The organism is Pantoea sp. AN62 (genome assembly GCF_050432985.1).
GTDB classification, from domain to species: domain Bacteria; phylum Pseudomonadota; class Gammaproteobacteria; order Enterobacterales; family Enterobacteriaceae; genus Pantoea; species Pantoea brenneri.
The window spans coordinates 120,753-139,685 of the sequence record NZ_JBNPYB010000002.1; the positions used below are offsets into that span (position 1 = coordinate 120,753).

An 18,933-nucleotide genomic window follows, 5' to 3' on the forward strand; every position below is an offset into this window, starting at 1 on the left:
ATGACATCGTTTTCAACTGAACAACTGGTGCAGTGGCGTCGCGAATTGCATCAGCATCCGGAATTATCCAGTCACGAATTCGCTACCACCGAACGCATTACCCGCTGGCTGGAACAGGCGGGCATCCGCCTGCTGCCGCTGGGACTGAAAACCGGCGTGGTGGCGGAGATGGGCGACGGACCGGCGCTGATCGCACTGCGTGCCGATATCGATGCGCTGCCGATTGATGAAATTACTGACCGGCCGTGGCGCTCACAGCAACCGGGCGTGATGCACGCCTGCGGTCACGATCTGCATACGGCGGTGATGATGGGTGTTGCCCTGCAACTGAAACAGCGTGAAGCCACGCTGCCTGGCCGGGTGCGGATCCTGTTTCAGCCGGCGGAAGAGACCTTTACCGGCGCACGACAGCTGATCGATGCCGGTGCGCTGGAGGGCGTGCAGGCCATCTTTGGCCTGCACAATGCGCCTGATCTGCCGTTGGGAACGCTGCGGACCCGCCCGGGCGCGTTCTACGCTAACGTTGATCGCTTTGTCATCCGGGTTAAGGGCAAAGGCGCACACGCCGCGCGGCCGCAGGAAGGCATCGATTCTATTGTGATTGCCAGCCACATTGTGACCGCTTTGCAGACGCTGCCGAGCCGGGTATTCAGTTCGCTCGAGACGGTAGTGCTGAGCGTGACGCGCTTTACCGCCGGCAACACCTGGAATGTGCTGCCAGAAAGCGTCGAGCTGGAAGGCACGGTGCGAACCCATAACAGCGAGATTCGGGCGCAGATCCCGCAGCGGATTAGCGCATTAATTCAGGGCATCGCCGCCGGCTTTGGTGCCACCGCCGAACTGGAATGGACGGAAGGCCCACCGGCACTGATCAATACGCCAGCCTGGGTAGATGTGGCACTGGAACTGGCGCAGGAAACGGGCTATCTGGCCGAGCGCGCCGCCACCCCGCAGATGGGCGGCGAAGATTTTGCTTTCTATCTGCAACAGGTGCCTGGGGCATTTGTCAGTATCGGAAGCGCCAGCACGTATGGATTGCATCATGCGGGTTTCGATCCTGATGAAGCGCTGATCGAGCCTGCGGTGAACTACTTCACCCGCCTGGCGCCACGCGCGTTGCAGATTGTGGCGGCACAATGACCAAAAGAAGGAATCTGCTTATGTCTGTCCCTGTCCCACAACCGATTCTCGATCACGCTGTGATCAATGTCGCCGATCAGCTGGATGCGGCCAGCGCGCTGTTTCGTCGCCTCGGGTTCCAGCTGACCGAACGGGGTCATCACTCGCTGGGGTCCAGTAACCATCTGGCTGTTTTTGGCGAAAACTATCTGGAGTTATTAGGCTATGAGCCGGGCAAGGCCGCCCGCCGTGCCGATCTGTGGCAAGCGCCACTCGGGCTGAGCGGGCTGGTGTGGAAGAGCAGCGAGGCCGATAGTGAATATCAGCATCTGCAGCGGCAGGATCTGGATGGCGATCCCCCCGCCAGCTTTCACCGGCCGGTTACCCTGCCCGATGGCGCGGTGACTGAAGCGCGTTTTCGCACCGTGCGACTGCGTCCATCTTTAATCCCCAACGGCCGCAGTTTTTTTTGTCAGCATCTGACGCCGGAAGCGGTGTGGCAACCGGCGTGGCAGGCGCATCCGAACGGTGTGCGCAATATCAGTGAGTTCGTGATTGTGGCGCAGGACCCGGCCCTGTCGGCGCAGGTCTACAGCCACCTGTTTGGTAGCGGAAAAATTATCGCCTGTCCGGAAGGCGCTTTTGTGTTACGCGCCGGTGCTGCCACGGTGCGTTTTGCCTCGGCAGACTATGCGCAGCAGCGCTTTGGGCCGCTGCCGGAAGATTATGATGGCAGTGCGCGGATGGTGGCGCTGGGCTTTGTTACCGACGATCTGACCAAAGTCAAAACCGCGCTGCTGGCCGGCGACGTCAGCTTCGAACAACAGTCGGAGGCGATTCTGGTTGAATCGGGACAGGGTTTTAATCTGGCCTTACGCTTTACCTGAGGGCGGCAGCCAGCGGAACATCGCAAAAAAAACGCCTCTGCTGAGGCGTTTTATCGTTGATGACCAGCGATGATCAGAAGGTGTAGCTGGCGGTAACCGAGACGTTGCGCGGCTCGCCATAAACCACCGAGCTGGCGACGTTAGTGTCGTACTCTTTATCGAACAGGTTATTCAGATTGCCCTGCAGCGTCAGGTTTTTACTGACCTGATAGCGGGCAAACAAGTCAACCAGCGCATAGCTCCCCTGACGGGCGCGCCAGGTGCCGTTGCCTTCCGGTGCACCGACGTCGTTCCAGACGTGGGTCTGCCAGTTTACTCCGCCGCCCAGCGTCAGCTGTTGCAGCGCAGGCAGGCGATAACTGGTGAACAGGTTGAAGCTGGTCTGCGGCAGTTGCGGATTAAAGGTGCTGCCGTCGCGGTTTTCCGCAATGTAACGCGTGCCGCCGAAAGTCATCTGCCAGTAATCGGTCAGTGCGCCGTTGACTTCAAACTCTACGCCGCGGCTGACCACGCCTTTACGGCCAATGTAGGCCACATCACCCGAGCCTTTTACCGTCTGGGTCGTGGCTTCGCCGACGTTATCCAGTTCGGTACGGAACACCGACAGTGAGGTGGTAAAACGGCTGTTCATCCAGTCAGATTTCAGGCCCGCTTCGTAGTTTTTACCGATCACCGGGGCCAGATATGCGCCATTGACGTCGCGATAATCCTGCGGCTGGAACACCGAGGTGTAGCTGGCATAAGCGGACCAGTTTTCAGCGAAATCAAAGATCAGCCCGCCGTAAGGCGTGGTGTTATTCTTCTCCATCTCACCGGTCGGGGTTTCGCGATTCCAGTTGGTGTAACGGGCACCAACGATCAAATGCAATGGATCGGCGAGAGAGAGGCGGGTCGCCATGTAGGTTGATTTCTGGCGAACCAGTTGGGTATCGCTGGCAGGCAAACGTGGCGTCCAGTCGGATTCCGGATACTGACCGTTGAAATCATTAAAATTACCCAGCGATTCGGAAGAGATGTTTTCGAAGGTGCTGAAGTATTTGTTGTCCTGACGGCTGTAGTTCACGCCGACCATCAGTTCATGCTGGCGGCCAAACAGTTCATAGGGACCGCTGGCGAAGGCATCAACCGCATCCACCTTACGTTTGCCGGTGTTGTAGCCGGTGCCGCCGACCACCGGATAATTGGCGTAGGAGGAGTATCCGACGCCGGTATTCTTATCAAAGAATCCATCCAGATAGAGCTGTTTACTGTCAAGTCGCATCTCGTTGTGCGCGCCGTTCAGCGTGATATTCCAGCCGTTATCAAAGTCCTGTTTCAGATTCACAAACAGTTTACGGTTCTCTTTATCGTTGTAGGCCCAGTCCGGCGCGGTGTTGTAGCCGCGACGGCTGTGAATCTGACTGCCGTCGGTATACCAGCGTGGCGCACCGCCCCACATGGTGGAGTCTGTATTCACCTGGCTGAACTCATAGCCGACCGATAGCGTGGCCGAATCGGTCAGATCGGCATCAACCACGCCATAGACAAACTGCTTTTTCGCACCGTAGCGCTCAATGAAACTGTTGTTATCCTGCCAGCCGGCAATCAGTCGGCCACGCACGTTGCCCGAATCGCTCAGCGGCGCAGAGAGATCGGCCACGTAACGCTGCTTGTTCCAGCTGCCGTAACTGGCGGAGACGGTGCCGCCGAATTCTTTGCTGTCGGCGTGCTTACGCACCATGTTGATCGCAGCGGAGGGGTTGCCTGGCCCGGTCAGCAGGCCGGTTGCGCCGCGCACCACTTCTACCCGTTGGTACAGCGCCATGTCGGTCTGGGCGTCACCCAGGTTCCAGCGGGCGGCGAATGCGGTCGGGATGCCGTCAACCATGTAGTTGTCGATCATGAAGCCGCGCGAATAGTAGTTGGTGCGGTCCATGTCACCACTGATCCCGCGAATGCCGGTGGTGTTAGAGAGCACATCATTCAGCGACTGAAGTTGCTGATCTTCCATTCGTTGCTTGCTGACAATGCTGACCGACTGCGGCACATCACGCACCGTACCGAGCATTTTTGTGCCCGCGCGGGTCACCGGAACGCTGTAATCGCTAGCCGGAGACGACGCTTCCACGCCCTCTGCCGGTGCTGATGCGCTGACGGTCATGGTCTGGTTATCGCTGGCGGCCGGCGGAGACGTTTCTGCGGCACTGGCGACATTATGCGCCAGCGAGGTGGCAATCATGGCGGCAAGCAGAGAGTAGCGCAGCGGGGCTGACACGCCCGTTTCCCTGGCGTGCTGAACATCAAAAGACATCGTTTATTCCTCAAATTATTATGATTTTTATGCTGCCACTGTTCACGACCATGCTTCCTGCTGGCATCTCTGCCCTGCTGATGGTTTGAGGAACCAAAACCCTTCCCTGAGCGCCTGGGCGCGGGTGTGATGTTTATTTAAAACAAATGAGAAATATACGCATTGCGATTATCATTGCAAGAATTTGTTAGCAAATGATGCGAATTTATTCAGGACTTGGTGAGTGTCGGCGAGTAACGCTGGCTGGATCAGAGATCGGTGGTATTGGCTGATGATGGGTGTGTAAATTATCCGTCGGGGTTGGTAACAGAAACATTCATTATCAAACCGGAGCGAAAACCCGTCGCCAATAACTTTTCATTTAACTGAAGTTGTCTGTTTGAATGACAGAATCCCCGCCATTACATTTGGCATTAACCGCCATGAGCCTGGCTTTAAATGGGACTTTATTTATGCGCATGAATAAAAATTTGCGCACTCTGTCAGCTATTATTATCGTTTGCAGTGCTCTCCCGGCGGGTGCGGCTTCTGTTGCGCACAGTGTCAGTGCCGGTTGGGAGAATTTCAGTAACAACGTCGCCACCACATGGCAGCAGCCAGACGGCATCGACTTTTATCTGCCGGCGATTACCTGGCATAACCGGGCAACCTACGATCGTGAACACATTGATAAGTATAATGAAAGGCCGTGGGGTGCCGGCGGAGGGATATCCCGTTATGACCAAAAAGGTAACTGGCATGGCCTCTATGTTATGACCTTCAGGGATTCTTTTAATCAGTGGGAACCCTTTGGTGGTTATGGCTGGCTAGCGACCTGGCGGCCATTATCGGATGAAAAATTCCACTGGGGGGCCGGATATACCGCTGGTGTTACCGCCAGGCATAACTGGCAATATATTCCGCTACCGGCAATATTGCCGCTGGCGTCTGTCGGATACGGTAAGCTCGACTTTCAAATGACCTATATTCCCGGCACGCACAATAATGGCAACGTCTATTTCGCCTGGCTACGCTACCATTTCTGAAAATAAGGCAAGAACGATTAGGCTGACATGGCCATAATTGAACTTTCATTCAGAATCAGCGTTTCGCCGTCGAAGCGATGGCGTAACGCCAGGTAACTTTCGCAACCGATGATCTGTTCTACCGCCGCCGAATAAGCATCCATTGCGCTGCGCATTTGCGTCAGATAATCGTGCGTGTCATACACCTTATCTATCCCTTCCAGCGCGTGGTTCATGATTTTTCTGGCGACGTCGTTCGGGGTATCCAGCGCGGAAAGTTTGGAACGCGCGGTGCGGCGTAAATCGCGCGGGGTAAAGGCGTCGAGTCCCAGCCCACGCGGGGCGCGGATCATGCGACGTAATGCCTGATTCAGCGCACCTTTTGACAGGGGTAACTGCGGATCGCGCGGTGCCGGTACCAGCCAGGGTGAGTCAGCATCGGCGGCGCGCATCAGCGCATCGATGCACTGACGCATCAGTGGCGAAATCGGCAGGATATGTTCCCGCTGTGATTTGTTGCGGGTGCCCTGCTTCCACAGGCCGAGTGACAGATCAAATTCCGCTTTTTGCGCCTGTACAATTTCATCGGGCCGTCGTGCGCTGACCAGGCACAAGCGCAGCGCCCAGCGCGCCTGGTCAGACAAAGCCCAGTTATCCAGTCCGTGCCAGAACACCCAGATTTCAGCATCGCTCAGCTGGCGACTGCGGGGCGGCGTCGCGCGTCCGGCGACATCACGTTTTTTCATTGAGGCGATCGGAGAATGATCCAGATAGCCCTGCATCTCAGCCCAGGCGAGGAACTGTTTAGTCAGGGCAAATACCCGCCGCGCCTCTTCTTTCTTACCGTCGGCAATCAAAATGTTATACAGGCGGTTGAGCCGTAAACGGTTGATCGATTTAAGCGGCTGCGATCCGATATTCGGCAGGACATGTTTCAGCAGCGATGACACGGCAATTTCGGGGCGGCGCCGACTGACCAGCAACGATAATTTGACCCAGACTTTCATCACCTGCTCGACCGAGCCTTCATCGCCAAAGTTATCCAGCTCACCCAAAGAGGCTGCTCTGACCTGGTCCAGCCAGATCAACACATGGCGGCCAACATGGGGCGAACGTAATTCTGCTACCGTCACAATGATCCTTTACCTGTTCTCTTCTGCGCTGCAAGGCGGCAAATTCTAACGTGTATTGTTGTGTGACTCCAGACCTAATAAGTCTGGAGTCACAGTGACGCGTTCTGGTGAAATCTGCGACTTCTGGCGGGGTTTTATCCCGGTCGCTGTTTTAACAAAAATTGCCGTTAAATGTGACCACGGAACCCGCTACTCCCAGGGTAATTGGTGCTGCCAGCGCTCAACCAGCAAATCGATAAAAGCGCGTATCCGCGGTGATAAATGGCGTTTACTGGGATAGATAAGGCGAATCGGTTCGGCAGTAAAGGGATAGTGCTGAAGAATGGGGACCCGTCTTCCTTTGCGGAGGGCCTCACCGATCAGATAGGTTGGCAAATGCACAATATGATAACGCCGGGGCTCTTATTGCTTCAGAACTATCGAGATTTATCGGCCGGCTCCCTCATAGATAAAAGTGCCCTGCGGCGTTCCAAACCGCCAGCTACGCCTTTTTTCCGCGCTCAGCAGAAAGAGGGTGTCATGCTCGTTTAACGCCTGCGGCGTCTCAGGTTCCCCCCGCGAGCTGAGATATTCCGGTGAGGCACAAGTGACAATTTTCTGGGTGGCAATGGTTCGGGTCAGAATAGGTGCATCATCTCGTGGCTCGCCGATGCGCACGGCAATATCAACATATAATCTTTTTCAACAGGCTTATGGCAGGTGTTATTAGCACGATAACACCTGTTGTCTTATAGGGTGTTAATCATTATTAAATGGCTTAGCAGCAATTATTTTATCATTCTCTTATCGGAGATTGTGGTTATCACTTTCACGGTATCGGCCAGTCAAACCATCGGTGATTGATATAATTTTCGCGCTGAAACCTGCGCGGCTAAAGCAATACAAAATGCTAGCAGGCTACAGACTATTAAGTAATCGCTCAGGGCTCTTAGCAGCGGATAGTGATCCATCATAATGCTCAGCGCAAAGGGCAGCCAGTTACCCACATAGCCGGTGATATACAGCAGGTTGATAAGGTGTGTCCGCTGTTTCTGGCGGGCAACCTGATTCACAATGGTTGCCGCACCGACCAGTATCGCCCCATAAGCAAAGCCTTCTGCAATCACTGCAACCAGAACCAGGGCGGGACTGATAAGCTGCACGCTGACCAGGGCGAGTAATATCGCCGCCAGTTGAGTGCTCACCCCGATTTTTAGTGAAGAGTAATGGTGCCTTTTTCTCATCAGCCACTGGGTGATGCCCGCCGTAAGCAGGAATAGCGACAGGCAATAACTGACGATCTGCACGCTGCCGATCGCATACCCGTTGTGGGCCAGCGTCGGACCCTGTGACATCAGGGTTGATGCCATTGCCCACGAAAGAAAGATCGCCATGCAGCAGAGGTAAACATCTCTGAGAGTGAGCGGACGATGGCGGTGGAGCGTCAGGTTTTGCTGCGGCTCAGCAACCGGCTGGATTGGTTTATTCACCCATTCACGGCAACGCCAGATGGCGAAAAGGGAGAGTAAAACCAGCACCAGTAAAATAATGAACGGCGCTTTTAAACTGTAAAAATTATGCTGTACGATATTGCCGGTAATAAACGGGCCGATGGCCTGACCCAGAATTAAGGCGGCGGAGGCAATCAGCGCAGCATGATTACTGACCTCCGTTGCGAATATTTTTATCAGCGAGCGGTTAATATAGGCCATTAATATACCTGAACCTAAACCCGTTATTAATCGGGCAATCAGCAGCAGCGTAATATTATCGGCAAACATCATCAGCAGTGATGAAATCAATACGCATCCCAGTCCAGTATAAACAGGTCGGGTATAAGCTTCCGGCCGGACGTTAACTTTCGCGGTAAACAGCAGTGCGAGCAGAACACCGGCGGCGTAAACGCCAAATACTGCCATGATCTGTGAGGCGCTGAACCGGTATAAGCTGACATAAACCGGATACAGCGGCGTTGGCAGACTGCTGCTGAGCATGCCTGAAAAAAAGGCCAGCGCCAGGGCCAGTCCTGCCTGTGAGGATTTTGTCGTCGGGATCATCAGTTTTGCTATCCAGGAAAGTCGTGAAACGTCGACAGAACGTTATCACAGCCCCTTCTGGATGGGATTCGATCCGCAGGCAAACCCACTGTGACCAGGATTCACAGTGGTCTTTGAAGAGGAGCGCGAAGGTTAACCGGCGGTGGTCTCAATGTGCCACGGATGCAGGGCAAGTTGCTGTTCCATGAAGTCGATAAAACAGCGGATGCGTGGGCTGAGATGCTGCCTTTTGGCGTAGATCAGATAGAGCGGCTCTCTGATCGGCGACTGGAAATCGGTCAATAGCGGCACCAGTTTTCCCTGCTTGATATCGCGGTGGATATGAAAATCAGCCAGCCGGACAATGCCCTCGCCCTGAATAGCCAGATCGCGCAGTAAATCACCCTGCGACAGAGAAGCCACCGGCGTTACCGGGTAAATCCGGCTCTGACCGTCTTCAGCATAAACCCACTGGTTCCAGTGGCTTTCAAAGTTGAAATGAAAACAGCGATGTTCAATCAGATCACGCGGATGGGACGGGATGCCGTACCGGCTGAGGTATGCCGGTGAAGCACAGGTAATCCACTGGCTTTCGCCGATACGACGGGCAATACGTGATGAGCTGGCCAGCACGCCACCATAGATGGCCAGGTCCAGACCTTTGTCGAACTGATCCTGATAGAGCGGCCCGGTTTCAATATCCACTTTCAGCGCGGGATAAGCCGCAATAAAAGCAGGCAGCCAGGGCAGAATCTGGTAGCGAGCAAAGGTGGTCATGGTCCGTATCTTTAGCTGCCCGCTGATCTGATTAGGCATATCTTCGGCCAGTGAATCAGCTTCGGCCATCGCATCCACCACCGCACGGGCGCTTTTGAGATAGACATGCCCTTCTTCCGTCAGCTTTAACGCGCGCGTTCCGCGAACGAACAGCCTGACCTGCAGTCTGGCCTCCAGCCGACCAATCAGTTTACTCATCGCGGAAGGCGTTAATCCCTTAGCCCGTGCGGCAGCAGAGAAGTTGCCATATTCATAGGCCCAGATGAAAGCCAGTAGCTGATTGTAATTATCCATTCTGTTCCTGGTGAACTGTCGTGAAAATGTGGGGACGCGTGATATTACCTAAATAACCCGGTGCGAAAAGGACTACCGCGGCGCTGACTGAATGAAACCGCCAGCGTTCACCGCCGGATCGCTTTGCTGCCCGACTGACGCAGAGGCTTGTCTGTTGCAGCCAGCCCACCGATCTCTGTTGTTTTCCGGCAGCTTTCGCCGCCTGTGTTTCGCGACGATCTTTAGTGCCATTCCCTCCTGAACAAAAGGAACTGACGACCTGCTCTGCTCAGTCATCTGCCTGTCAGCAACCCGCAACGTACATTAAACGGCCTAATGTGAAGGAATGTAAAGTTACGCAGATCGCATATACAATGATAACTATTCTCATTATCATACGCATTTGCTTACATACCTTAACGATTCAGGGAGATTTTCTAAGTGAATGTAACTATGCATGTCCGGAAGCGCCCTATTGCGCTGCTGCTGGCGGGAATATTGAGTACCTCCGCCTCCGCCGCCAACGAGGCTGAGACAGAAAAGCTGGCTGATGACCAAACGATGCTGGTCACTGCTGAACAGGAGTTAAAGCAACAGCCGGGCGTTTCGGTGATTTCCGCGCAGGATATTGAAAAAAATCCGCCGGTCAATGACCTTTCCGACATCATTCGCAAAATGCCGGGCGTTAACCTGACCGGTAACAGCGCTAACGGGGTACGCGGTAATAATCGTCAGATCGACATTCGCGGCATGGGGCCAGAAAATACCCTGATCCTGATTGATGGCGTACCCACTACCTCGCGAAATTCAGTACGTTACAGCTGGCGTGGCGAGCGCGATTCCCGTGGCGACTCTAACTGGGTTCCGGCCGAAATGGTTGAACGTATCGAAGTGATCCGCGGTCCGGCGGCTGCCCGCTACGGCTCTGGCGCTGCGGGCGGCGTGGTCAATATTATTACTAAGCGTCCGACCAATGACTGGCACGGTTCACTGTCGCTGTTCACCAATCAGCCGGAAGATGACAAAGAAGGTGCTACCCGCCGCGCTAACTTTAACCTCAGTGGCCCGCTGGCCGGTGACGCGCTGACCATGCGGTTATATGGCAACATTAACAAAACCGACAGTGATGCATTCGATATTAACCAGTCGCAGAACGGTTCCGCTGCGGCTGGCCGCGAAGGGGTGCGCAACAAAGATATTAACGGCGTGCTGTCGTGGAAACTGACTCCGTTACAGGTGATTGATTTCAGCTACGGTTACAGTCGTCAGGGGAATATCTACGCTGGCGATACCCAATACAGCAACGGTGCCGGCAATGCCCTGATTGAATCACTGGATGGATCAGAAACCAACCGCCTCTACCGTCAGACCTACGGCATCGCCCACAACGGTATCTGGGACTGGGGACAGTCGAAGCTGACCTTCAATTATGAAAAAACCAACAATACCCGCCTGAACGAAGGGACCGCCGGCAGCGGTGAAGGACGAATTAACAACAACACCTTTTCAACCAGTCGCTTCGAGAGTTACCGGGCCGGTGGTGAAGTCAGTTTCCCGCTGGAGCTGGTGCGGGAACAGACCGTCACGCTGGGGGCTGAGTGGAACCGCGATGAACTGAACGATCCCAACTCAATGAATGGCACCAGCGCGCCGAATGTGACCATTGGCGATATGAGCGGCAACCCAGGTGCGCGCAACAGTAAAAACAGCGCTACCCTGAGTTCGCTCTATTTTGAAGACAACATTGCGGCTACTGACAGCACAGAAGTGATCCCCGGTCTGCGTTTTGATTATCATGATAGTTTCGGTGCAAACTGGAGCCCATCACTCAATATTTCACAGGGATTAGGCGATAACTTCACGCTAAAAGCCGGTATTGCGCGAGCGTTTAAAGCCCCTAACCTCTACCAGTCAACTGAAGGCTATTTACTGGCTACCCGCGGTAACGGTTGCCCGGTTGGGGTGACGACCGGCAGCTGCTATTTGCTCGGTAATGAAAATCTTGATCCGGAAGTCAGCGTAAATAAAGAGCTGGGCATTGAGTATAGCCAGAACGGTTATATCGCAGGGCTTACCTGGTTCCGCAACGATTATAAGAACAAGATCGTCGCCGGTACCGAGCGTATTGGTTTTGCCTCTAACGGCAACAATATTCTGCAATGGTCCAACGGTGGTAAAGCCGTGGTCGAGGGGCTGGAAGGTAATATGACCATTCCGCTGGTGCGCGACACGCTGGAATGGCGTACCAACGCGACTTATATGATTGAGTCGAAGGATAAGAAGACCGGTAATCCGCTGTCGATCATCCCGGAATACACCATTAATACTATGCTCGACTGGCAGGTGACTCAGGACTTTTCAACCAACCTGAACTGGACGATGTATGGCCGCCAGAAACCGCGCGAAAATGCAGAGTCACGAACCGAAGCAAGTTCGCCGATGTCGACGCGTGAAGTCGGTGCCTATTCCGTCTTTGGGCTGAATCTCAATTACGACATCACTAAAAATCTGCGCGCCAATGCCGGTATTAACAACCTGCTGGATAAGCGTATCTACCGTGAAGCCGAAGGTGCCTCAACCTATAATGAGCCAGGCCGGGCTTATTATGCTGGCCTGACCATGTCCTTCTGATTGTGACAGGCGCTTCCGGCTGGAAGCGCTTTTTCATCATTACGGATCAACCCCTTCCGTCCTATCGCGCCTGCGCGCAGCGTTGAAATGTGAAACGGGGGATTGAGCAGGATACAGAGACGAGACATCTGACCATAAAAAAGCCCGGGCAAAGAAGCCTGGGCTGAATCGACACATTATGCATCATAATCGGGGCCTGACGCAGTGAGCCAGGCCCCGATAATTAACGTACCAGATGCAGGAAATGCAGGTGTTTTTCGTACTGATCCAGAATATCGTTGATAATCTGCTCCTGCGTCCAGCTCATCACATCGTAATCCTGCCCGCCTTCCTTCAGGTATACCTCTGCACGGTAATAGCGATGCTCTTCTTTTTTCTCATCGCCTAATGCAGCAAGAGCAAAAGTTGGCTGGATATACGAGCGGAGGCGAACTTCATAAACAAAGTTGAGTTCATTTCCCAAATCCACTTCAAAATGTACCCGGTCGTCTGCACTATCATTGAGATGAGAAACGGTGCCTTGCTTGAGCAGTTCGCCGCTGACCATATGCATGGCAGGCTGAATAACTTCATTCATAAATCGTTTTACGTTTGAACGCTTGGGAAAATAGGCAATGTTCCTCAACCGGCGTTGCCAGGAAATAGGATTTCGTGAAGCCGGTGAGGCTATGGTGGTGATCTGCTTACTCTCACGTTTGTAATAATCAATTCGCAACGCTTTAAAAAGCCCGTAAATCGACGCCAGAAGAATAATCGCAAAGGGCAACGCACTGGCGATGGTGACCGTTTGCAGCGCTTTCATGCCGCCTGCCAGTAACAGCACGATGGCAACAACACCCATCATCGATGCCCAGAAAATACGCTGCCAGACCGGCGTATTATCGGTGCCTCCTGACGCTAAGGTATCAACCACCATCGCGCCGGAATCAGCTGACGTCACGAAAAAGACGACAACCATGGCCATAGCAATAAACGACAGAACTGAGCTGAAGGGGAAGTGCTCAAGAAAGTTAAACAATGCGAGGGTCTGATCGGACTGTACGGTCTCTGCCAGGTCGCGAGCGCCTTTCCTCATGATCAGCCAGATAGCGCTGTTACCGAAAAACGTCATCCACAGCAATGTGAAACCGGCTGGCACAAACAATACACCGGTAACGAACTCACGGATGGTTCGTCCACGCGAAACGCGGGCAATAAACATCCCGACGAAGGGCGACCAGGCCAGCCACCAACCCCAGTAAAACAGGGTCCAGCCTCCCAGCCACTTGCTGGATTTAGGCTCATAGGCATACAGATTAAAGGTCTTGTTTACTATTTCTGAAAGGTAACCGCCGGTATTCTCAACAAACGATTTCAGCAGCAGAACCGTTGGCCCCATCGCACCAACCAGAACCAGCAACAGCACCGCCAGCGTCAGATTAATTTCTGAAAGGATACGGATCCCTTTATCCAGTCCCGATACCACTGACAAGGTGGCGAGGCCGGTAATAACAACAATCAGTATCACCTGTATGGTTTGGTTAACCGGAATTCCGAAGAGATGGTTGAGTCCGGCATTGACCTGCAGGACACCATAACCCAGCGAGGTTGCTACACCGAGCACGGTACCGATAACGGCAAAAACATCCACGGCATGCCCTATCGGCCCATAAATTTTTTCGCCAATAATCGGATAGAGTGCTGAGCGCAGCGTCAGCGGCAGGCCGTGGCGATAACTGAAGAAGGCCAGTATCAATGCAACGATGGCGTAGATTGACCAGGCATGCAGCCCCCAGTGAAAGAAGGTAATGCGCAGAGCTTCCTTAGCGGCCTCAACACTCTCCGGTGTGCCTGACGGCGGTGCCATGTAGTGCATTACCGGCTCCGCCACGCCAAAGAACATCAGCCCTATGCCCATACCCGCTGAAAACAGCATGGCAAACCACGAGACATAGCTGAAATCGGGTTCAGAATGGTCGGGGCCCAGCTTGATGTCACCAAACCGCGACATGCCCAGATAGGCGACGCTCATGAGTATCAGGGCAACAGTCAGTATATAAAACCAACTGGCATTGGCGAAGATGCCGCTTTGCAGCGCGCTGAGCTGCTTGTCAGCTTGTTCAGGAAAAATTGCGGCAAAAGCAACGATAATAAATATCAGTATGGCGGAGCTGTAAAACACCGGAGGATTGATTTTACTTCGCTGAGTCTGCTCTGTTATTTTTAGTTGAGACATATAACCTCTCTGCTGGACCATTTCTGAATGTAACAGCCATTATGACAGAGCATATGAAAATTTCAGGAAACGAACGGATTTTATAGGATTTTTTTCCGCGCCTGACATAACTTCCTGACAACGTTTATTAAAATGTATTTTTATGCACACGGAATGATGGGCATTGTCATATCGTCATGCGCCATAAAAAAAACCATTACTGATTCAGGCGTCACAGAGTAAAAGGTGAAACAATAAGAATTAAACCAGAATGGCCCTGAAGTGTTTAGCGGGGTCGTCTCAGGTCATAATGGCCCCTGTATTGACACCTCGACACGCCAGAATCACCGAATGTTCGGAACCAGTCTACTTTTGCCTGCTGAAACAGTGGCAAATAGCCTCACCAAACGCATCGATGAGATGATGATATTCTAATCGCTATGACGCTGAGTGACGTCATCGGAATCTGTCGCCAGGACTACCTTTCTCAGCGCCCCCTTTATTCAGCTATCCACCGTCACGGGCGTTATCCCGGCCCTGTGCGTCCGGAAAAACTGACGCCGGCATTTAAACGGGTTTAGGCGCAGTACGGTTTAAGTGAGGAGGCGAACCCGCTGACCTTCTATGAAATCAGAAACATTTCGATGTCCAAAAAGTATCCCGATTCATGCGCAGATGAATATCAGCTGATATAAGTCATGTCGGTGATGTTCGGACAAATTTCATACCTTTTCACATCGGTGAGAAAGTCTCCTTGCAAATCATATCGTTCTCATTAAGCTATATATAAAACATATACGTTTCATATAGGGCTTACATGGGCATCGTTAAAATTTCCGACCTGATGCATGAAAATCTGCGCATTGCCAGCCAGGCGATGAGTCGATCGATCAATGCACAGGCAGAGCACTGGCTAAAGCTGGGGATGCTGGCGGAGTTCTATCCGCAACTCACTCAACAGCAGCTTGCACAGATGCTGATTCGATTAGAACTGGAAGGCAGTTCTGATATCCGACATTTACTTCATAAAGAAAGTCTCACTTCACAAGGAGATGTGTCATGAACACCGTTAAAATTCATACTGCCGAAGAGATCGAAAAGGCACGCGCGGCCGGACACGCCGCCGCACAGGTGCTGGCGATGATTACCCCGCACGTTCGGCCCGGTATCACTACCGAAGAGCTTGATGATATCTGCCACGATTTCATTGTGAATGAGCTGAAGGTGATTCCGGCCAATATCGGCTATCACGGTTATACCCGTACCACCTGTACCTCGGTTAACCACGTGGTTTGCCACGGTATCCCTGCCAGCAAGAAGTTGAAAGATGGCGATATCGTGAATATCGATGTGGCGATCATCAAAGATGGCTGGTACGGCGATACCAGCCGGATGTATTTCGTCGGTACGCCGTCAGTACGCGCTAAACGCCTGGTTGATATCACCTATCAGTCGATGGTGGCCGGCATTAAAACGGTTCGTCCGGGCGCAACGCTGGGCGACATCGGTGCGGCGATTCAGCGTGTGGCGGAATCGGCTGGCTTCTCGGTGGTGCGTGAATATTGCGGTCACGGCGTGGGCGAAATCTATCATACCGATCCGCAGGTGCTGCATTACGGTACGCCGGGAGAAGGGATGCCGCTTAAAGCCGGGATGATATTTACCATCGAGCCGATGATTAATGCCGGTAAAGCGGGCACCAGCGTGCTATCGGATGGCTGGACGGTGGTGACCAAAGATCGGTCTTTATCAGCGCAGTGGGAGCATACCGTGGCGGTGACCGAGGAGGGATTTGATTTGTTGACGCCGTGGCCCGAGGGCACTGGCGACTATGCGCCAATCTGAACCTGCAGCCTGAGGGTAATACCTCAGGCTCGTTCTGACCTGATAACGCAGAGAGTGGCTATCTGCGGCCTTTAACCACTGAGGCTGCCCAGTTGAAATCACCCACTTCACTCGCCGCCAGCGAAGAAGGTTTCTTGCGGCGCAGGGGTTTTTTCTTTTCCTTTTCTGCCTGTGCTCTCTCTTTCTCAAGCTTGTTTGACATGATGAGCTGTCGCGCTTCCGTATTGAATTCTTTCTCTTTTTTACTATCAGGCTCTTTGCCGGTCCGTTGGCGATACTTCTGCACCAGCCCGTTGAACGTTTCCTCTACAGCCAGTCGTTCATCAGCGTTGAACTGATCAATCGAGATCATCTTCTTGTCGTTCATAGCATCGTGTCCAGTGGTGAATTCACCGGGCAAGTGTACCGCATCCGCGGCCGCTTCAGTGGGCTGTTTAGCATTAATCCGGCATAAGTCAGGTAATAGCTGCTGACATCGTTAACATCAGCACGATTCTCACCGAAAATTCGCGCTTTGCCCCTGTTAAAAATAAGGACATCTCTTAATATAAAACTCATCTTTATCAGGTTTAATAGCAGTGACCACGTACTGCCGGGGAGCTGAGGCTATGGCACAAGAGACCGACCGACTGTCGCAGGCTTTATTGCGACGGCATGGGATAGGCGTAAAGCAGAAACGCATCCATTTTCGCGGCAAAGATTTGCTGTTTCAGTTACATAACGCCCATTACGAGGTGTTCAATGGTAATCAATGCATTGCCACTCTCGACACCAACAACATTAATGATGCTATAAAGCAGTTCAAATTACGCAGTTTGTCGGCGGAATAAGGGTTACGCCTCCGCTCAGCCGGGCTGCTGAACCGCATCGCGGGCAGTAGCAACGATCGGCCTGCGAGCTGATAATCAGTGGACATCCACCTGCTCTGCTGGCCTGGCTTGATAGATAAAAATCGGCGAAAGGGTTTCGTCATAAAGTTTCTGTTATTTCAGGCGAGGCTGATTAGAATAACCGGACATCCTTTCTGATACAGGTATCCGATGAAAATCTCTATCCACAAAGAAGATGAGCGGTTCATGAACGACTTCTTTGCTGCGCCCTGCCAGACTCTGGACGCTGATTCGCCGCAGGCCGGGCAAATCCAGCAGTCGCTGCAGTTAGCCATCCAACAAAAAAACATCGAAGCCGAAGGTGACTGGAAGCGTAGCCTGACCTTTCTGTTACTGTTTATCTTTCTCTATGCCGCGCTGGGTGCCTCGTTAACCCTGGATCTCAGCAGCAGCAGTGGTCATAAAAGTATTGAATATGCCCTTGAGGCGATTCCGGTATTGATCGCCTTCTCCGGCTTCTTTATATCGATTCTGTTTGTATTTCTGACCCGCGCCAGCGCCCGTAAGCAGCGTAACTGGGAAAAAACTATTCTGGTGCTGGAAAAATATTCCATCGGCAACCTGTTTAAAGTGACGCACACCCAGGGCGCAGGCACCAGTAACTATTCTGTCGCTAACCTGACCATTTCACTGGCGCTGTTTATTTGCCTCACCTGGCTGGTGATCTACAACTATCTTACCTTCACCACCAGCGGCGTGTTTGGCAGTGTGATCTCGCTGTTTATCAGTACCATGGTGTACGTCATTCTGGATATCCAGTTACTTAAGCCGTTCAGCCACGTTGCAGATAATGATGAAGCCGATAAAGCGGATGCGGAGAAGGAAAAAGAGCACAAATCCGAAGAGTAATGCCTGCTCAGGCTGACTGACTACAGACTATCCGGCAGCTTTGCCGGATAGTTTTTTTTTGCCCTTAGGGTGGCTGATTAGATCGCGACAGCTTACTCACCCTGTAAACGCAGACGTTTGATATCACGCTGCGGTGCTTCTCCAAACTCCCGGCTATATTCGCGGCTAAACTGTGAGGCACTTTCATAACCGACGCTTAACGCCGCGCTGCTGGCATCCAGATTGTGACTTAACATCTGCTGCCGGGCTTCCTGTAAGCGGAGTTTCTTCTGGTACTGTAGTGGGCTCAAGCCGGTAACAGCCCGGAAATGCTGGCGAAAGGTGGAAGGACTCATGTAGGCATTCGCCGCTAATTCATCAATACAGACGGGGCGGGCAAAATTCTGCTTAAGCCAGCCCACAACTCTTGAAATATGCTGCCCGGGCGATCCGGCCGTGGCCAGATGACGGAGTTGCGGCCCATGATAACTGGCTAATAAGCGAATAATAATCTCCTGCAGGATCAGAGGCGCCAGCTGGCCCGCCAACGCTGGCTCATCAGTGAGTTTGATCAGACGACATAACGCATCAGTCAGCGCCTCGTCGAGCGAATCAACAGAAAGCGGATTAAACGGGATGTCTCTGACAGGTTTACCTGGTGTCATCAAGGCAGCCGTCTGAACCACTGTCTGCGGATCGAGCGTCAGCATCAGCCCGAGAAACGGTTGCTCAGGACTTGCCTGAGTGACATGGGATACCACCGGCAGATCGATAGTCGTGAGCAACGATTCACCGGCACCATAGTGAGTGGATTTACCCGCCAGCATAATAGTTTTTGAGCCCTGCACCACCACTCCCAGTCCCATCTGATAAATGCAATGCACTGGCGAGGTCGGACTACTGCGGCGATGTAGGGTGAGGCCTTCGATTGCAGTTGAGAAATCGCCATCGTTTTGGGCAATTCCCTTAATCAGGTCAGCTAGAGACACTGGTTGTGAAAGTGAGTTTTGTGCCACGTAAATGCCCTTTATTCGCTGCAGCAGTACA

At 53.0% G+C, this 18,933-nt stretch carries 16 protein-coding genes; 8 read left to right on the top strand and 8 right to left on the bottom strand.

The window, feature by feature from the left end; all coding sequences use genetic code 11:
• Together FHW04_RS03550 and FHW04_RS03555 are read left to right on the top strand one after the other, a co-directional pair.
• Positions 1–1,140 carry an amidohydrolase gene (locus FHW04_RS03550; RefSeq protein ID WP_089561805.1) on the top strand — a complete coding sequence of 380 codons (1,140 nt, stop codon included), beginning with the start codon at positions 1–3 and terminating at the stop codon, positions 1,138–1,140.
• A 20-nt stretch (positions 1,141–1,160) separates the two neighbouring features.
• The gene (locus tag FHW04_RS03555) at positions 1,161–2,006 is read left to right on the top strand and encodes a VOC family protein (protein ID WP_179420061.1); all 846 of its coding nucleotides are present in this window, start codon (positions 1,161–1,163) and stop codon (positions 2,004–2,006) included.
• A 73-nt stretch (positions 2,007–2,079) separates the two neighbouring features.
• Here the strand turns inward: FHW04_RS03555 and fhuE are convergent, their stop codons facing one another.
• Entirely contained in the window at positions 2,080–4,296 is a 2,217-nt protein-coding gene (gene fhuE / locus FHW04_RS03560; protein WP_089561806.1) for a ferric-rhodotorulic acid/ferric-coprogen receptor FhuE, read from the bottom strand.
• Between the two features lie 458 nt (positions 4,297–4,754).
• On the opposite strand from fhuE, the gene pagP reads away from it, so the two are divergent.
• A complete protein-coding gene (pagP, locus tag FHW04_RS03565; RefSeq protein ID WP_179420065.1) occupies positions 4,755–5,321 on the top strand; it encodes a lipid IV(A) palmitoyltransferase PagP in 567 nt (188 codons plus the stop codon).
• 17 nt (positions 5,322–5,338) lie between these two features.
• Here the strand turns inward: pagP and FHW04_RS03570 are convergent, their stop codons facing one another.
• The 4 genes from FHW04_RS03570 to FHW04_RS03585 all read right to left on the bottom strand — a co-directional run bounded on the left by FHW04_RS03570 (position 5,339) and on the right by FHW04_RS03585 (position 9,519).
• The gene (locus tag FHW04_RS03570; protein ID WP_240493213.1) at positions 5,339–6,433 is read right to left on the bottom strand and encodes a tyrosine-type recombinase/integrase; all 1,095 of its coding nucleotides are present in this window, start codon (positions 6,431–6,433) and stop codon (positions 5,339–5,341) included.
• Positions 6,434–6,622: 189 nt separating this feature from the next.
• Positions 6,623–6,814 carry a LysR substrate-binding domain-containing protein gene (locus FHW04_RS03575; protein ID WP_238585850.1) on the bottom strand — a complete coding sequence of 64 codons (192 nt, stop codon included), beginning with the start codon at positions 6,812–6,814 and terminating at the stop codon, positions 6,623–6,625.
• A gap of 443 nt (positions 6,815–7,257) precedes the next feature.
• The gene (locus FHW04_RS03580; RefSeq protein WP_089561807.1) at positions 7,258–8,469 is read right to left on the bottom strand and encodes an MFS transporter; all 1,212 of its coding nucleotides are present in this window, start codon (positions 8,467–8,469) and stop codon (positions 7,258–7,260) included.
• A 132-nt stretch (positions 8,470–8,601) separates the two neighbouring features.
• Positions 8,602–9,519: a LysR family transcriptional regulator gene (locus FHW04_RS03585; RefSeq protein ID WP_089561808.1), complete on the bottom strand. Its 918-nt coding sequence runs from the start codon at positions 9,517–9,519 to the stop codon at positions 8,602–8,604.
• Between the two features lie 432 nt (positions 9,520–9,951).
• Between FHW04_RS03585 and FHW04_RS03590 the strand changes: the two genes are divergently transcribed.
• On the top strand, positions 9,952–12,129 hold the full coding sequence (locus FHW04_RS03590; protein ID WP_143811583.1) for a TonB-dependent siderophore receptor: 2,178 nt from the start codon (positions 9,952–9,954) through the stop codon (positions 12,127–12,129).
• A gap of 223 nt (positions 12,130–12,352) precedes the next feature.
• Here FHW04_RS03590 and FHW04_RS03595 read toward each other — a convergent pair whose 3' ends face one another.
• Positions 12,353–14,344, bottom strand: a complete 1,992-nt coding sequence (locus FHW04_RS03595; RefSeq protein WP_089561810.1) for a BCCT family transporter — start codon at positions 14,342–14,344, stop codon at positions 12,353–12,355.
• 796 nt (positions 14,345–15,140) lie between these two features.
• Between FHW04_RS03595 and FHW04_RS03600 the strand changes: the two genes are divergently transcribed.
• Both FHW04_RS03600 and map read left to right on the top strand, forming a co-directional pair.
• Entirely contained in the window at positions 15,141–15,386 is a 246-nt protein-coding gene (locus FHW04_RS03600; protein WP_031377533.1) for a ParD-like family protein, read from the top strand.
• Complete coding sequence (gene map, locus FHW04_RS03605) at positions 15,383–16,168, top strand: type I methionyl aminopeptidase (protein ID WP_069729297.1); 786 nt, start codon at positions 15,383–15,385, stop codon at positions 16,166–16,168. The genes FHW04_RS03600 and map overlap by 4 nt, the downstream gene beginning before the upstream one ends.
• A 58-nt stretch (positions 16,169–16,226) precedes the next feature.
• On the opposite strand, the gene FHW04_RS03610 is transcribed toward map, so the two are convergent.
• Positions 16,227–16,535 (bottom strand): hypothetical protein, encoded by a 309-nt coding sequence (locus FHW04_RS03610; protein ID WP_031377531.1) that lies wholly within the window; start codon positions 16,533–16,535, stop codon positions 16,227–16,229.
• 241 nt (positions 16,536–16,776) lie between these two features.
• Here FHW04_RS03610 and FHW04_RS03615 point away from each other — a divergent pair, with 241 nt between their 5' ends.
• Together FHW04_RS03615 and FHW04_RS03620 are read left to right on the top strand one after the other, a co-directional pair.
• Entirely contained in the window at positions 16,777–16,998 is a 222-nt protein-coding gene (locus FHW04_RS03615; protein ID WP_031377530.1) for a hypothetical protein, read from the top strand.
• A gap of 210 nt (positions 16,999–17,208) precedes the next feature.
• Complete coding sequence (locus tag FHW04_RS03620) at positions 17,209–17,907, top strand: hypothetical protein (RefSeq protein WP_046289328.1); 699 nt, start codon at positions 17,209–17,211, stop codon at positions 17,905–17,907.
• Between the two features lie 92 nt (positions 17,908–17,999).
• Here FHW04_RS03620 and FHW04_RS03625 read toward each other — a convergent pair whose 3' ends face one another.
• Complete coding sequence (locus FHW04_RS03625; protein ID WP_069729294.1) at positions 18,000–18,902, bottom strand: AraC family transcriptional regulator; 903 nt, start codon at positions 18,900–18,902, stop codon at positions 18,000–18,002.
• Between the last annotated feature and the right edge of the window lie 31 nt (positions 18,903–18,933).

What these genes read in the sequence shown, in the direction of transcription:
- FHW04_RS03550 (WP_089561805.1), top strand. Translation starts at nt 1, where the DNA reads ATGACATCGTTTTCAACTGAACAACTGGTGCAGTGGCGTCGCGAATTG.
- FHW04_RS03555 (WP_179420061.1), top strand. Translation starts at nt 1,161, where the DNA reads ATGTCTGTCCCTGTCCCACAACCGATTCTCGATCACGCTGTGATCAAT.
- fhuE (WP_089561806.1), bottom strand. Translation starts at nt 4,296, where the DNA reads ATGTCTTTTGATGTTCAGCACGCCAGGGAAACGGGCGTGTCAGCCCCG.
- pagP (WP_179420065.1), top strand. Translation starts at nt 4,755, where the DNA reads ATGAATAAAAATTTGCGCACTCTGTCAGCTATTATTATCGTTTGCAGT.
- FHW04_RS03580 (WP_089561807.1), bottom strand. Translation starts at nt 8,469, where the DNA reads ATGATCCCGACGACAAAATCCTCACAGGCAGGACTGGCCCTGGCGCTG.
- FHW04_RS03585 (WP_089561808.1), bottom strand. Translation starts at nt 9,519, where the DNA reads ATGGATAATTACAATCAGCTACTGGCTTTCATCTGGGCCTATGAATAT.
- FHW04_RS03590 (WP_143811583.1), top strand. Translation starts at nt 9,952, where the DNA reads ATGCATGTCCGGAAGCGCCCTATTGCGCTGCTGCTGGCGGGAATATTG.
- FHW04_RS03595 (WP_089561810.1), bottom strand. Translation starts at nt 14,344, where the DNA reads ATGTCTCAACTAAAAATAACAGAGCAGACTCAGCGAAGTAAAATCAAT.
- FHW04_RS03600 (WP_031377533.1), top strand. Translation starts at nt 15,141, where the DNA reads ATGGGCATCGTTAAAATTTCCGACCTGATGCATGAAAATCTGCGCATT.
- map (WP_069729297.1), top strand. Translation starts at nt 15,383, where the DNA reads ATGAACACCGTTAAAATTCATACTGCCGAAGAGATCGAAAAGGCACGC.
- FHW04_RS03610 (WP_031377531.1), bottom strand. Translation starts at nt 16,535, where the DNA reads ATGAACGACAAGAAGATGATCTCGATTGATCAGTTCAACGCTGATGAA.
- FHW04_RS03615 (WP_031377530.1), top strand. Translation starts at nt 16,777, where the DNA reads ATGGCACAAGAGACCGACCGACTGTCGCAGGCTTTATTGCGACGGCAT.
- FHW04_RS03620 (WP_046289328.1), top strand. Translation starts at nt 17,209, where the DNA reads ATGAAAATCTCTATCCACAAAGAAGATGAGCGGTTCATGAACGACTTC.